The organism is Variovorax glacialis (genome assembly GCF_051216375.1).
Taxonomy (GTDB): Bacteria; Pseudomonadota; Gammaproteobacteria; order Burkholderiales; family Burkholderiaceae_C; genus Variovorax.
In genome coordinates, this window is sequence record NZ_JBPJZT010000002.1 from 1 (window position 1) to 12707 (window position 12707).

Below are 12707 nucleotides of genomic sequence, written 5' to 3' on the forward strand. Positions count from 1 at the left end.
GGCGTCAAAGACCATGCGCACCGCGCGCTCCATGACCTCAGGGGAAAACTTCGGTGACTTTCTCATCTTGGCTCCATTCTCAATCGAAGGAGCCTCCTCAAAATCCGGGGCGGTTCAGTCGACGCGATGGCGGGATGTCAACCAGGCGCTCGAGAACAGTTTCGATGCGCTCTCCGCACCACGCCTGCACCGCTCACCCTGAGGGCGCATCCGCCCAGACGCCCGGCAGCAGTCCGTCCAGGGAGTAAGGCCCGATGGCCGCGCGGATCAATCGCAGCGTCGGGAAGCCCAGCGCCGCGGTCATTCGCCGCACCTGGCGGTTGCGCCCTTCGCGAATCACGAGTTCCAGCCACGCCGTGGGAATGGCCCGCCGCACGCGCACTGGCGGGTCGCGCTCCCACAACGCGGAAGGCGCCGCCATCCTGCGCGCCTGCGCAGGGAGGGTGAGCCCGTCCTTCAGCCGGACACCTTGGCGCCATCCCGCCAGCGCCCCATCGTCCGGCTCGCCTTCGACCTGGACCCAATAGGTCTTGTCCATCTTGAAGCGCGGGTCCGCAATGCGCGCCTGCAACGCGCCATCGTTCGTCAGCAGCAGCAGGCCTTCGCTGTCGGCGTCGAGGCGCCCGGCCGCATAGACGCCGGGCAGATCGATGAAATCCTTCAGGCCCCGCCAGCGGCCCTCGGCGCCGAACTGGCTGAGCACGCCATACGGCTTGTTAAAGCGAATCAGGCGCGTGGGTGAGGAAGCTTCGATCATCGATCTGATCACGTGTAGCGCTTCTCGAGCGCAGCCCACTCGGGCTTGCCGACGAGCCGCTGCCGCTCGGCGAAGGGCATGACCAGCAACGGATCCTCGTCCAGGCGCTTGTCGTCCCGCAGGACGGTCAGTGCTTTCTGCATGCCCGCTAGAGCCCCCTGCAGCGCGGCATTGGCGTATAGCACGATGCCGAATCCCAACTCGCCCAGTTCCTGAGCGCCGAAGATCGGGGTTTTTCCGCCGATCACCATGTTCATCAGTTGCGGCTTGCCCAATCGCCGAGGCAGCGCGCGGATTTCATCGGCCGTCGTGACCGCCTCGACGAACAGGATGTCGGCGCCGGCTTCGGCAAACTTCGCGGCGCGCTCGATGGCGGCCTCGAAGCCGTGCACGGCGCAGGCATCGGTGCGCGCCAGGATGAGGAAATCAGGGTCGTGCCGGGCATCCACCGCCGCCTTGATCTTGCCGACGGCTTCCTCGGTCGGAACGACTTCCTTGCCCGAGAAATGGCCGCAGCGCTTGGGCGCGACCTGGTCTTCGAGCTGGATGCAGTCGGCGCCCGCGCGCTCCAGGACGCGCACCGTGTGACGCACGTTCAGCGCGTTCCCGAAGCCGGTGTCGGCGTCGACGATCAACGGCACGTTCACGGCATCGCGGATGCGCGCCGTGTGGTCGGCAATCTCGTGCAGGCCCATGAAGCCCTGGTCCGGCATGCCGAACCACATGTTGGTGACGCCGGCACCGGTGACATAGACGGCTTCGTAGCCAAGGTCCTCGATGACCTTGGCCGACAACGCGTTGAACGCGCCGGGCACGATCACGCCGCGGCGCGCCTCGGCCAGGGCCTTGAGTTGTTTGCGGGTGGACATTCGGGACTCCTGTGAGATTCAAAAGCGGTCAGCGGGCACGCGAACGCGCAGGCAGATTGTGTGGCGGCGGACAAGTCCTGCGCAAATCCTGGAGCGATGGACGACCCGCGTCGGCTCCCGCTCAAAGCATCGCCGCGACGATCCGAAGCTCGTCGAGCTTCTCGACACTGGCCTGCACTGCTTGACTGGATGGGATGTGCACGAGCGAACACGAAGGCGTGATCCACAGTTCACCCCTGTGCTTGTCGGTGACCGGCTTCAGGCGTGCCAGCGCGGCATGGGGGTCGGCACGTGACGTGCTGCCGTTGCGCCTGCCAATGCCTCGCACGCAACTCGGCGCCCGTTCTTTCGAGCGCCTTGAGGTCGATCTCGTCACGCCGATGACTTTCGAGGGCAGTCCCGAGCTCGCCGTCGGCGCCCATGCTGGGAAAGCCGAGGACATGGGTGCGTGTGCTCATCAGGCCGATGCGCGCAGCGTCCTGGCGGCGGCCACCATGTTGGTCAACGCAGGCAGCACTTCGGCCCACTGGCGCGTCTTCAGCCCGCAGTCCGGGTTGACCCACAGCCGCGCGGCAGGAATGCGCTCGGCGGCCTTCCTCATCAGTTGCACGATGTGCGCCTGCGTCGGGATGTTCGGCGAATGGATGTCGTAGACACCGGGGCCGATCTCGTTCGGGTACTTGAAGTCGTCGAAGGCATCGAGCAGCTCCATGTCCGAGCGCGAGGTCTCGATCGTGATCACGTCGGCATCCATCTCGGCGATCGACGCGATGATGTCGTTGAACTCCGAATAGCACATGTGGGTGTGGATCTGCGTCTCGTCTTCCACGCCGTTGGCGGTGATGCGGAACGATTCGACAGCCCAGTCCAGGTACGCCTTCCACTGCGACTTGCGCAGCGGCAGCCCTTCGCGCAGGGCCGCCTCGTCGATCTGAATGACGCGCACGCCGGCCCTCTCCAGATCGAGCACTTCCTCGCGGATCGCGAGCGCGAACTGGCGGCACGACGCAGAGCGCGGCTGATCGTCACGCACGAAGGACCAGTTGAGGATGGTGACAGGGCCCGTCAGCATGCCCTTCATGGGCTTGCTGGTGAGCGACTGCGCGTACCTGATCCACTCCACGGTCATGGCCTTCGGTCGGCTGATGTCACCGAACAGGATCGGCGGCTTCACGCAACGCGAGCCATAGGACTGCACCCAGCCGAACTGACTGAAGGCGTAGCCGTCGAGCTGTTCGCCGAAGTACTCGACCATGTCGTTGCGTTCGGCTTCGCCGTGTACCAGCACGTCCAGGCCGAGGGCTTCCTGCTCGCGCACGCTGCGGGCGATCTCGCCTTGCATCGCCGCCTTGTAGCCAGCCTCGTCGAGCTGGCCGGCCTTGAACTGGCTGCGCGCGTGACGGATCTCCGCGGTCTGCGGAAAGGATCCAATGGTCGTCGTCGGAAAAGCCGGGAGCCTCAGCCGTGCGGCCTGCTTCGGCGCGCGCTCCGCATAGGGATGCTTGCGCTGGCCCCAAGCCGCATCCAGCCTGGCGATGGCAGCCTTCACGGCGGGGTTGTTCGCGCGCGGCGAATGGCGGCGCGCATCGAAGGCTGCCTTGTTGGCCGCCAGCGCGTCCTTCACGCTGTCGCGACCCTTGTTCAGGGCCGTGGCCAGCAGGTGGAGTTCGTCCAGCTTCTGCAGTGCGTATGCCAGCCACGACTTGACCTCCGCATCGAGCTTCTGTTCGCTGGCCAGGTCCACCGGCACGTGCAGCAGCGAGCATGACGGCGCGATCCACAGGCGGTCGCCCAGCCGCTTTGCCACCGGCTCCAGCCAGTCGAGCGTGGCATTCAGATCGGTCTTCCAGATGTTGCGCCCGTTGATCACGCCCAGCGACAGGACGCGATCCGCCGGCAGCACGGTCAACAGCGCTTCGACCTCGTCGCGGGCGTTGATGGCGTCCAGGTGGATGCCCTGCACCGGCAATTCGGACGCCAGCGCAAGGTTCTCCTGCAACTGGCCGAAGTACGTGGCGAGCAGCAACTTGACCTTGCCCGTATCGAGCGCGGCATAGGCAGTGCGCAGGGCCTGCTGCCATTCGGCGTTGAGTTCGGTGACGAGGATCGGCTCGTCGATCTGCACCCATTGCACGCCTTCCGCGGCCAGGCGGGCCAGCAGTGCGGCATACACGGGCAGCAGGCGCGGCAGCAGCGCGAGCTTGTCGGAATCGTCCTTGGCCTTGCCGATCGACAGATAGGTCACCGGGCCCACGATCACGGGCTTGGCCTTCACGCGCTGCGCCCTGGCTTCGGCCAGTTGCACGAGCAGGCGCGAGGCGTCGAGCTTGAACTCGGTGGTCGCGGTGAATTCCGGGACGATGTAGTGGTAGTTGGTGTCGAACCACTTGGTCATTTCGCCGGCAGCGACGCCGCCGCAGCAGCCTGCGTGTTCTTCCGCGCCATGGGCCGAGCGGCCGCTTGCGACGCGGAAGTAGTTGTACAGCGGATCGCCATGGAAGCCACGGACGCGCTCGGGCAGGTTGCCCAGCGTGAAGCTCATGTCCAGGATCTGGTCGTAGAAGGCGAAGTCGCCGACGGGCGCCAGGTCGAGACCCGCCTGCTGGTCCCAGTGGCGGCGGCGCAGCTGGGCGCCTTGCGCCTGCAAGGCGTCGCGGCTGGACTCGCCCTTCCAGTAGGTCTCCAATGCGAACTTGAGTTCGCGCCTGGCGCCGATGCGCGGGAATCCGAGGTTGTGCGTGAGGGTCATGTCGATGAACTGCTTCCTGTGAATGGCGCGGATCGTAGGCAAGGCCATCCATGAAGTAAAATGGTCTTATTTCAACGATCCATGAGCGGAATTCATTGACCATGTTGGAGCGGTCGCATCTTTCCATCGTCCGGGAAGTCGAGAAGCAGGGTTCGCTCACTGCGGCGGCCGGCGTGCTGTGCCTCACGCAATCGGCCCTGAGCCACGCGATGAAGAAGCTGGAGACGCACCTCGGCACCGACATCTGGCTGCGCGAGGGCCGCAGCCTGCGACTCACCCAGGCGGGCCAATACCTGCTCGCCGTCGCCAACCGCGTGTTGCCGCAACTGGACATGGCCGAGGAGCGCATGCGGCAATTCGCCGAGGGGGAGCGCGGCACGCTGCGCATCGGCATGGAATGCCACCCGTGCTATCAGTGGCTGCTCAAGGTGGTCGCGCCCTATCTGGCCGACTGGCCCGACGTCGATGTCGACGTGAAGCAGAAATTCCAGTTCGGCGGCATCGGTGCGCTGTTCGGCTTCGAGATCGACCTGCTGGTCACACCCGACCCGCTGTTCAAGCCGGGCCTGCGTTTCGAGCCGGTGTTCGACTATGAGCAGGTGCTGGTGGTCGGGGCCGGGCATCCGCTGGCCTCGGCCCCCTATGTCAAGCCGCGGCAGCTGACGTCGGAGGTGCTGATTACCTATCCGGTGACCGCCGAGCGGCTCGACATCTACAACCAGTTCCTGATGCCCGCGGGCGTCACGCCCAAGCGCCACAAGACGATCGAGACGACGGACATCATGCTGCAGATGGTCGCGAGCGGCAGGGGTGTGGCGGCGCTTCCCCGCTGGCTGGTGCAGGAGTATGCGGACAAGCTGGAGATCGTTCCGGTCCGGCTCGGTCGCCATGGGCTTGCGAAGCAGATCTTCCTCGGCGCCCGCGAGAACGACATGGACGTGGACTACCTCCGGTCTTTCATTGAACTTGCACGACAGTCGCCTTCGCAGGCGAAAGCACCATGACCCAGCCCTTCGAGCGAGCCGCCCCCATGTCCGACCCGACCGCCGCGCCCTTCGGCACATGGTCGTCACCCATTACCTCCGAGTTGGTGGCGAGTGCGGCGATCAACCTGGTCGATGTGCTGATGGACGGCAACGACGTGTGCTGGATCGAAGGCAGGCCCCAGGAGGCCGGACGCTACGTGCTGGTTCGTCACCGCGACGACGGGGCCAAGCTCGACGTCACGCCCTCGCCTTTTTCCGCACGCACGCGGGTGCATGAATACGGCGGTGCTGCGGCGCTCGTGGTGGATGGCATTGGCTACTTCAGCGACTTCAAGGACCAGCGGCTCTATCGCGTCGACGGCAGTGGTGGCCCCGCGCCCCTCACGCCGCCTTCCGATGCCGCACTTCGCTACGCCGACGGGCAGATCGACCGCGCCCGCCAACTGTGGATCGGCGTGCGCGAGGACCATCGGTCATCCGGCAAGGAGGCCGTCAATGCCATCGTCGCCCTGGACATCCATTCGGAAGGCGCGGGCGAGGTGCTGGTCCAGGGCAATGACTTCTACGCTTCGCCCCGGCTCAGCCCCGACGGAAGCACCCTCGCCTGGCTCGCGTGGGACCACCCGCAGATGCCGTGGGTGGGCACCGAGTTGTGGGTCGCTGCATTCAACGGCACCGCGGTCGAGAACCCGACCCGCATCGCCGGCAGCCCGGGCGAATCGGTGTTCCAGCCTGAATGGTCACCCGATGGCGTTCTTCATTTCGTCTCGGACCGGTCCGGCTGGTGGAACCTCTATCGCGCTGAAGCGGACGGAAGTGCCGTCAATGTCTGCCCGATGGCCGCGGAGTTTGGACGGCCGCAGTGGAACCTGGGAATGTCGGCCTACGCCTTCCTTGCGGCGAAGGAAGCCGTATGCGCGTACATCGAAGGCGGCCTCGGCAAGCTGGCCCTGCTCGACCTCGACAGCGGCGCGCTGACGCCGTTCGACCTGCCCTTCACGGACTTCGCATCCGTGCGCGCGCACGGCGGCAAGGTGGTCTTCAGGGCCGGCGCGCCGACGCTCGCGAGCGCCATCGTGGTCCTCGATCCACGCAGCGGCCAGGCGACGGTGATCCGAAAATCCAGCGCCCTCCCCGACGACCCCGCGATCCATCGTCACCTGTCGGCGCCGCAGCCCATCGAGTTTCCAACACAGAACGGCCAGACGGCGTTCGCTCATTTCTACCCACCGAAGAACGCCGACCATGTCGCACCGGCCGGCGAACTGCCACCCCTTCTCGTCCGATGCCATGGCGGGCCGACCTCGTCGGCCTCGACCGCGCTGGACCTGCGCACGCAGTTCTGGACGAGCCGCGGCGTCGCGGTGGTCGATGTCGACTACGGCGGAAGCACAGGCTACGGCCGCGCCTACCGCGAGCGGCTGCACCGGACGTGGGGCGTCGTCGACGTCGAGGACTGTGCCGCCGCTGTGCGCTACCTGGTCGAACAGGGATGGGTCGACGCTCGTCGCACGGTCATCACCGGCAGCAGTGCCGGGGGTTACACGGTGCTCAGCGCCCTCACCGCCAGTGATCCGGCCGTTCGCGCCATGTTCCGCGCCGGCGGGAGCCACTACGGCGTCAGCGATCCGGAAGCCCTGGCCCGGGACACGCACAAGTTCGAGTCGCGCTACCTCGACTGGCTGATCGCGCCGTACACGGACGCCGACGGCCATCGCGAGACCTACCGCGAGCGCTCCCCCTTCCGCAATGCCGACAGGCTGTCGGCGCCGGTCGCGTTCTTCCAGGGCGCCGAGGACCGGATCGTCCCGCCCAGCCAGACCGAGTTGATGGTCACGGCGCTGCGCGAGAAAGGGATCACGGCGCAGTACCTGCTCTTCGCCGCCGAGCAGCACGGCTTCCGGCAGTCTTCGAACATCCGGTGGGCACTCGACGCCGAGTTCTATTTCTTCGACACCCTGGTCTTCCGCAGCCAAGGGCCTGCGTAGCGCACCAGCAGCAGGCAGAACGCCAGCCCCGCCAGCAGGATGCGCCCGCCGACGCGGACCGGCGCGGGCCTCGCCAGCGCGGGCGACATCAACGCCTCGGCCAGCGGTTCGCGCGATTGCAGGCGAAGGAACGCCATGCCCTGCTCGCTCGCGAGCAGGCGCAGGTATCCCTCCCGCAATGAAGACAGGTGCTCGAAGCCCGGCGTAGCGCCGAGCATCGGCGCGGCCGGTCCCGCCTGCTCGTCCACCATCACCTCGCCGCGAACGCTGGCGCCGCGTCCCTGGCTGCGCAGATCGGTCTGCGCCACCTCGTCCGCACGCCAGAAGCCGAGGGGCTGGCCGTCCGGATCGGTCTTCGGGATCGGCGACGGGAGCAGGTCGCCGACGCCCACGATCAGCCCCGCGACCTCGCCCGGCTTGTCGTCGAAAGCCGGGCGGTATTGCGGGTTCAGCGGCGGCGCTTCCTGCCCGTCGGTGACGAACACCAGCGACGGCTTGTCCGGCAACTGCTTGGCGATGCCGATCGCGCTGTGCAGTCCCTTGGCGATCTCGCTGTTGCCCGACCAGGCCATGCGCGCATCGATCTGCGCCAAGGTCGAACGCAACTCGCTCAGGTTGGCGCACACCTCGATGGGTGCGATCAGCAGCAGCGCGCGGTACTCCGTGAAGATGCCCCAGCCCACCTTCGATCCGCACGGCAGTTGCAACAGCGACTGACGCAAGGCGTGCTTGGCGAAGGCGAGCCGTGACGCCGGCCGGCCATCGATGTCCGCGTCCGTGACGTTCATGCTCTGCGTCACGTCCAGCACGATCACCTGATCGAACAGCGGCCGCTCCAGCACCACGCCGGGATCAAGCAGGCTCGCAGCCAGCGCGAGGGCCGCCAACGCGAGCAGCCAACCGTCGGTGCCATGCCGCCAGGAGGCGCGCAATCGGTGCCAACGCGTCATGGCAGTCCCGGCGAATGGCCGCGCATCGTGGTGGCCGCGCGTTCGGCGTCGCGCCGGTTTTCCGGCGGCGCGGCTTCCATCTCCTCCGGATCGGGCAGCAGCCGCTGGGCGCGCTCCAGGTTGTAGCGTGCGTCCCAGTGCTGCGGCTCGACGCGCAGCACGTCGCGGTAGATTTCCTTGGCGAGCTCGATCATCGCGATCGCCTTGCCGGGCTCAGGGCCGGCTTGCACGAGCACCGCCTGGCGCATCAGAAGGTTGGCGCTGTTGTAGCGCGCCGCCCGGCCCAGCGGCGAATCGTCTTCGAGGCTGCGGTAGAGATGCAGGGCGGCTTCGTCAGCGCCACTCTCGGCCTGTGCATAGGCCTGCGCGAACTGCACCTGGCGCGGAAGATCCTTGCCCCCTTCCGGCAGCGGGCCCGACACGATCGATTCGTTCCAACGATGCTGCCGCCAGGTGTGCGCACCGTCGACCGCCGCCACGACGGCAATCAGCGCGAGCAGGCCCAGCACCGCGCGCGTGCGTCGCTGCGGGTTCATGCCCATCGCCGGACCTCCGCCAGGTTCGCCGCGAGCAGCAGCAGGATGCAGCCGAACGCGACACCCAGGACCACGCCCGACAGGTCGCGCCGAGGCACGGTGTCGAGGTAGGTGATCGGGAGGTTCTCGAGCAAGTTCACCGCCTCGATCGCCTTCTTCAGCGCCTCCGGATCACCGGCCTCGTAGGCGCGGTACGAGGTCCCGAGGGATTCGAAGAAGCGATGCAGCGCGTACTCCGGCACCGCGTCGACGTTCTCGGCCGCCTCGCCTTTTTCGAGGACGAGCCCCGGGCTGTTGACCGAGCGAAGGTAGATCCAGTAGATCGCGACGCGGTGCTTGCGCGCCAGGTAGGCGATGCGTTCGCGAGCCGCAGGGTCGAGCCGGTCGCCGCCGTCGGACACCAGCATGACGATGCGCGAGCCGGTGTAGGGCCGATCATCGAAGGACGACAGCGCCGCCTGCATCGCGAGCCCGATGTTCGTCTCGGACAGGCCCCGGCCCACGTCGCCGGCCACGATGGCCGCCTGGATCGCTTCGTTCTTCTGCGTGAACTCCAGCACCCGGATCGGCAAGGTGCTGAAGACGATCATGCCGAAACGGTCCTCCTGCCGCTTCGCGATGAAGTCGGACAGCAACTGCCGCGCAACCTTGCCCTTGGACTCGCCGTTCCTCGCGCGAGTCATGTAGTAGTCGATGGCTTCCGGCCCGGTGCCCTTCATGCCGGGCGGCGGTCGCGCCCCGAAGCCCTGGTCCATGCTGCGGCTGCGATCGAGCAACAGCACGATCTCGGCCCCCCTGCCGATGCGCTCGACGTCGTACTCCGGCGTGTAGGGGCCGGCCATGCCGATGGCGAGCGCCGCGAGCGCCAGCGCGCCGACGATGCGCAGCGCCCAGCCCAGCAGTTCGGACGCCCGGTCCCGGGGCATGAAGGTCGCCCACGCGTTGTCGAGGGCGCCGCCCGACCGTGCCACCAGCGGCAGCAAGGACAGCGGCAGAAGCCACAGCAGCCAGGGATGATCGAAGCTCATGGAGAACCCCGTTCGGCATCGCGGCAACGGCGGCAGAAAGCGATCAGCCAGCTTCGATCCGCCTGCGCCGAGGCGTCCGGACCCGTTCGGGCCTCGTTGCCGAAGAATTCGAGCCGCGATTGCCGGAAGAAGCTGGCGAAGTCATCGCGAAGATGCGCGAAGCGCGGATGCGCCCGGATGAAGCGATCGATGCCCTCCTCGAAGACCACCTCCCCCATCGTCCGGTTCAGGGCTTCATGAATCTGCCTGATCGCCTCGCGCCATTGCGGCTCCGGACTGGCCGGCGTCAGGCCGCGCATCGCGCGCCAGGCCAGCGTGAACGGGCGGTGCGCACGCACCCACCACGGCAGGCCGATGTACACATGGGCGAGGTAGGCCAGCAGCAGCAGGGAGACGACGCCGTAGGCGACGAGACGCCATTGCGCGAAGCGGATGTCGATCAGCGGCGGAGTCGCGTCGGGCTGCAGTTCACCGAGGCCGCGCCGGGGCGAGACCTCCACGGGCACCAGCGGCGACACGGTCACCGGCCAGGCGTCGACTCGAACTTCCTGCGCACGCGGCTGGCCCTGGAAGCGCAAGGCGAACGCCGGCATCTCCAGCGTGCGCGTCTGCGGCGGCGAAAGGAACACCTGGTAGACGAGCATCAGCTCGTGACGGCGTCCACCGGGTTCGGGATGGCTGTGCCGCTCGACGCCGCGCAACTCCAGGGCGTTGCCGCGCGCACCCGGTTGCGGCACGCTGGACTCGTCGAGCACCAGCCCGTCCGATGCATCGACCGTGACGGTGCGCGACACCATGTCGCCGATCTGGTAGCCGAAGGCGCGCGGCTCGCTCTGGGTGGCGTTGACCTGCCCCGGAATCACCACCGCGCAAGCCGCCGACGCGACGCAGCCGAACAGCGCGCCGCACACTGCGCGAGAGGCCGGATGCATGCGCCTGATCGTCATCGTGCATGCTCGCGAGGGCTTCACGCGTGGAAGTGCCGCGTGACTGCGTCGGCGTCGAAGCCGCCTTCGATGAACAGGGGCTTGAGCCGGTGCGTCTGAAAGATCTGCAGCAACGCATCACGGCGCTCGCGCCGGGCCACCCGCCATTTTTCGCGCAGGGCCGGCCGCCACCACAGCAGTCGCGTGTCGCCGGATTCCGGATCGGTCACCTGCGCCAGGCCGCGCCTCGCGCTCAAGCCAAACTCCCTCGAATCCCAGAGCACCACCGGCACCAGATCGTGATGCGCCATCGAGGCCATCACGGCATCGACCTCGGGCAGCGGCAGGTGGAAGTCCGAGACGAGAAACACCAGCGAACGCTGCCGGCCCAGGTAGCGATGCGCCATCGACAGTCCCTGTGCCGACCGCCCGGAAAGGCGCAGCGTGCGGAGCGTCGTGGCCAGCTCGCCCCCCATGCCACGCGTGCGCGTCGCAGGCAGCAGCACATCCTCGCGCACCGCGCTGTCGCATCCGACGAAGCCGAAGCTGTCCCCCGTGCGCCAGGCCGACCACGACAGGCTGTCGACGAAGTCCGCCAGCACATCGACCTTCCGGTGCGCGCCGACGAAAGCCATCGACGCCGACAGGTCCGCCACCATCACGACGGGAATCGCCTTGCGCTGGCTGTAGACCCGCACGATCCAGTTGCCGAACGGATCGCGCAGGCTGGCGTGCAGGTCGAGCCGCCGCGGATCGGGCGCGTCGAGCAAGGGCGCATGGCTGCGAAACTCGAAGCCGCTGTCGCCACGCACGCTCCGGTGATGGCCGGGAAAATGCCCCAGCGCCGGCGCACCGATCCGGTAGTGAAGCTCCTGCACGTTCTGCGGCGACGTCATGGCGCAGCGACGCTCGACAGGATGCCGCTCATCAGGCGGCTCGATATCTCCTGGCGGCGCATCTCGTAAACCGGCTGGTAGCACAGCCGGTGCGCGATGGTCTCGACGAACACCGCCTGCACATCCTTCGGCGTGACGTACTCGCGTCCATCGAGCCAGGCCGCGACGCGGGCGGCGCGCATCAGCAGGCTCATGCCGCGCGGGCTGGCGCCGGCGAGCATCAGGTGCGCCGTGTCGAGGTCCGACAGCCGAACGCCGTAGTCCGCGGGCGCCGCCGTCGCGCGCCACAAATCGAGCGCATAGGCCTGCAAGGCATCGGAGGCCTGCACGCGGCGCTGGATCAGTTCCGACACCTGGTTGAGTTCCTGGTAGGCGACGAGCCCGCCAGCCAGGGCGCCGACGAGCCGATCGGTGTCGTGGAACCGCGGATCGCTCATCAACTGGCGCCGCTCGGCGTCGGTCGCGGGCGCGTCGACGGTCACCTCCAGCATGAAGCGGTCGCGCGCTGCGGCGGAGATCTCGAAAGTCTCTTCGCGCTCGACCCGGTTGCGGTCGGCGAACACCAGCAGATGCGGAAAACGGAATTCGCGATTGAAGGCCGACACGCTGCGCTCGGCCATCACGCGCAGCAGCAACGAATGCACCTGGGGGCGCGCCCGGTTAATCTCGTTGAAGAAGAAGATCGCGAGGCTCTCGCCGTGCGTGATCAGCGGGCCATGCTCGACCGCGGGCCGGCCCTCGGCGCTGATGTAGGTGTAGTAGATCAGGTCGTTGGGCATCAGGTCGATGGTCCCCTCGACGCGCGCGAAATCGCCGCCCAGCACCTGCGCGAAGGCGCGCAGCAGCGTGGTCTTGCCCACGCCGACATCGCCCTGCAGCAGGACGTGGCCGCGCGCGAAGACGGCCGTGTTGATGAGGCGGATGGTCCGCGCCTGCCCGATTACCGCCTTCGCGACCTCGGCTTCGAGCGTCAGCGCCCGCTGGCGCCAGTCGCTCATCACCCCATCGTCTCGGTCCATCCG

Annotated in this window: 13 protein-coding genes and 1 pseudogene; 3 read left to right on the forward strand and 11 right to left on the reverse strand. The window is 67.4% G+C overall.

Annotated features, from left to right (window positions below):
* Positions 1–202, forward strand: a pseudogene (locus ACSFBL_RS04305) (hypothetical protein); the annotation flags it as partial.
* Here the strand turns inward: ACSFBL_RS04305 and ACSFBL_RS04310 are convergent.
* The 5 genes from ACSFBL_RS04310 to metE all read right to left on the reverse strand — a co-directional run bounded on the left by ACSFBL_RS04310 (position 194) and on the right by metE (position 4375).
* The gene (locus tag ACSFBL_RS04310) at positions 194–757 is read right to left on the reverse strand and encodes a pseudouridine synthase (RefSeq protein ID WP_435514533.1); all 564 of its coding nucleotides are present in this window, start codon (positions 755–757) and stop codon (positions 194–196) included. The pseudogene ACSFBL_RS04305 and the gene ACSFBL_RS04310 sit on opposite strands and share 9 nt — an antisense overlap.
* A gap of 8 nt (positions 758–765) precedes the next feature.
* Positions 766–1626 (reverse strand): isocitrate lyase/PEP mutase family protein, encoded by an 861-nt coding sequence (locus ACSFBL_RS04315; RefSeq protein WP_435514534.1) that lies wholly within the window; start codon positions 1624–1626, stop codon positions 766–768.
* Between the two features lie 121 nt (positions 1627–1747).
* Positions 1748–1954: a hypothetical protein gene (locus ACSFBL_RS04320; protein WP_435515343.1), complete on the reverse strand. Its 207-nt coding sequence runs from the start codon at positions 1952–1954 to the stop codon at positions 1748–1750.
* Positions 1857–2084: a hypothetical protein gene (locus ACSFBL_RS04325; protein WP_435514535.1), complete on the reverse strand. Its 228-nt coding sequence runs from the start codon at positions 2082–2084 to the stop codon at positions 1857–1859. The genes ACSFBL_RS04320 and ACSFBL_RS04325 overlap by 98 nt, the downstream gene beginning before the upstream one ends.
* Positions 2084–4375 carry a 5-methyltetrahydropteroyltriglutamate--homocysteine S-methyltransferase gene (metE, locus tag ACSFBL_RS04330; protein WP_435515309.1) on the reverse strand — a complete coding sequence of 764 codons (2292 nt, stop codon included), beginning with the start codon at positions 4373–4375 and terminating at the stop codon, positions 2084–2086. The genes ACSFBL_RS04325 and metE overlap by 1 nt, the downstream gene beginning before the upstream one ends.
* A 101-nt stretch (positions 4376–4476) precedes the next feature.
* Between metE and ACSFBL_RS04335 the strand changes: the two genes are divergently transcribed.
* Together ACSFBL_RS04335 and ACSFBL_RS04340 are read left to right on the forward strand one after the other, a co-directional pair.
* The gene (locus ACSFBL_RS04335; protein ID WP_435514536.1) at positions 4477–5379 is read left to right on the forward strand and encodes a LysR family transcriptional regulator; all 903 of its coding nucleotides are present in this window, start codon (positions 4477–4479) and stop codon (positions 5377–5379) included.
* Positions 5376–7349 (forward strand): S9 family peptidase, encoded by a 1974-nt coding sequence (locus tag ACSFBL_RS04340; protein ID WP_435514537.1) that lies wholly within the window; start codon positions 5376–5378, stop codon positions 7347–7349. The genes ACSFBL_RS04335 and ACSFBL_RS04340 overlap by 4 nt, the downstream gene beginning before the upstream one ends.
* On the opposite strand, the gene ACSFBL_RS04345 is transcribed toward ACSFBL_RS04340, so the two are convergent.
* The 6 genes from ACSFBL_RS04345 to ACSFBL_RS04370 are packed head-to-tail and all read right to left on the reverse strand — an operon-like array spanning position 7304 to position 12704.
* Entirely contained in the window at positions 7304–8299 is a 996-nt protein-coding gene (locus ACSFBL_RS04345) for a vWA domain-containing protein (protein ID WP_435514538.1), read from the reverse strand. The genes ACSFBL_RS04340 and ACSFBL_RS04345 overlap by 46 nt on opposite strands.
* Positions 8296–8835 (reverse strand): tetratricopeptide repeat protein, encoded by a 540-nt coding sequence (locus tag ACSFBL_RS04350; RefSeq protein WP_435514539.1) that lies wholly within the window; start codon positions 8833–8835, stop codon positions 8296–8298. Before ACSFBL_RS04350 ends, ACSFBL_RS04345 begins: the two co-directional genes overlap by 4 nt.
* Positions 8832–9863 (reverse strand): vWA domain-containing protein, encoded by a 1032-nt coding sequence (locus ACSFBL_RS04355; protein ID WP_435514540.1) that lies wholly within the window; start codon positions 9861–9863, stop codon positions 8832–8834. The genes ACSFBL_RS04350 and ACSFBL_RS04355 overlap by 4 nt, the downstream gene beginning before the upstream one ends.
* Positions 9860–10795, reverse strand: coding sequence for a hypothetical protein (locus ACSFBL_RS04360; RefSeq protein ID WP_435514541.1), 936 nt, complete (start codon positions 10793–10795; stop codon positions 9860–9862). Before ACSFBL_RS04360 ends, ACSFBL_RS04355 begins: the two co-directional genes overlap by 4 nt.
* 35 nt (positions 10796–10830) lie before the next feature.
* On the reverse strand, positions 10831–11685 hold the full coding sequence (locus ACSFBL_RS04365; protein ID WP_435514542.1) for a DUF58 domain-containing protein: 855 nt from the start codon (positions 11683–11685) through the stop codon (positions 10831–10833).
* Positions 11682–12704 carry an AAA family ATPase gene (locus ACSFBL_RS04370; protein WP_435514543.1) on the reverse strand — a complete coding sequence of 341 codons (1023 nt, stop codon included), beginning with the start codon at positions 12702–12704 and terminating at the stop codon, positions 11682–11684. Before ACSFBL_RS04370 ends, ACSFBL_RS04365 begins: the two co-directional genes overlap by 4 nt.
* Positions 12705–12707 lie beyond the last annotated feature (3 nt).

What these genes read in the sequence shown, in the direction of transcription:
- metE (WP_435515309.1), bottom strand. Translation starts at nt 4,375, where the DNA reads ATGACCCTCACGCACAACCTCGGATTCCCGCGCATCGGCGCCAGGCGC.
- ACSFBL_RS04310 (WP_435514533.1), bottom strand. Translation starts at nt 757, where the DNA reads ATGATCGAAGCTTCCTCACCCACGCGCCTGATTCGCTTTAACAAGCCG.
- ACSFBL_RS04370 (WP_435514543.1), bottom strand. Translation starts at nt 12,704, where the DNA reads ATGGACCGAGACGATGGGGTGATGAGCGACTGGCGCCAGCGGGCGCTG.
- ACSFBL_RS04355 (WP_435514540.1), bottom strand. Translation starts at nt 9,863, where the DNA reads ATGAGCTTCGATCATCCCTGGCTGCTGTGGCTTCTGCCGCTGTCCTTG.
- ACSFBL_RS04325 (WP_435514535.1), bottom strand. Translation starts at nt 2,084, where the DNA reads ATGAGCACACGCACCCATGTCCTCGGCTTTCCCAGCATGGGCGCCGAC.
- ACSFBL_RS04335 (WP_435514536.1), top strand. Translation starts at nt 4,477, where the DNA reads ATGTTGGAGCGGTCGCATCTTTCCATCGTCCGGGAAGTCGAGAAGCAG.
- ACSFBL_RS04365 (WP_435514542.1), bottom strand. Translation starts at nt 11,685, where the DNA reads ATGACGTCGCCGCAGAACGTGCAGGAGCTTCACTACCGGATCGGTGCG.
- ACSFBL_RS04350 (WP_435514539.1), bottom strand. Translation starts at nt 8,835, where the DNA reads ATGAACCCGCAGCGACGCACGCGCGCGGTGCTGGGCCTGCTCGCGCTG.
- ACSFBL_RS04345 (WP_435514538.1), bottom strand. Translation starts at nt 8,299, where the DNA reads ATGACGCGTTGGCACCGATTGCGCGCCTCCTGGCGGCATGGCACCGAC.
- ACSFBL_RS04315 (WP_435514534.1), bottom strand. Translation starts at nt 1,626, where the DNA reads ATGTCCACCCGCAAACAACTCAAGGCCCTGGCCGAGGCGCGCCGCGGC.
- ACSFBL_RS04340 (WP_435514537.1), top strand. Translation starts at nt 5,376, where the DNA reads ATGACCCAGCCCTTCGAGCGAGCCGCCCCCATGTCCGACCCGACCGCC.
- ACSFBL_RS04360 (WP_435514541.1), bottom strand. Translation starts at nt 10,795, where the DNA reads ATGCATCCGGCCTCTCGCGCAGTGTGCGGCGCGCTGTTCGGCTGCGTC.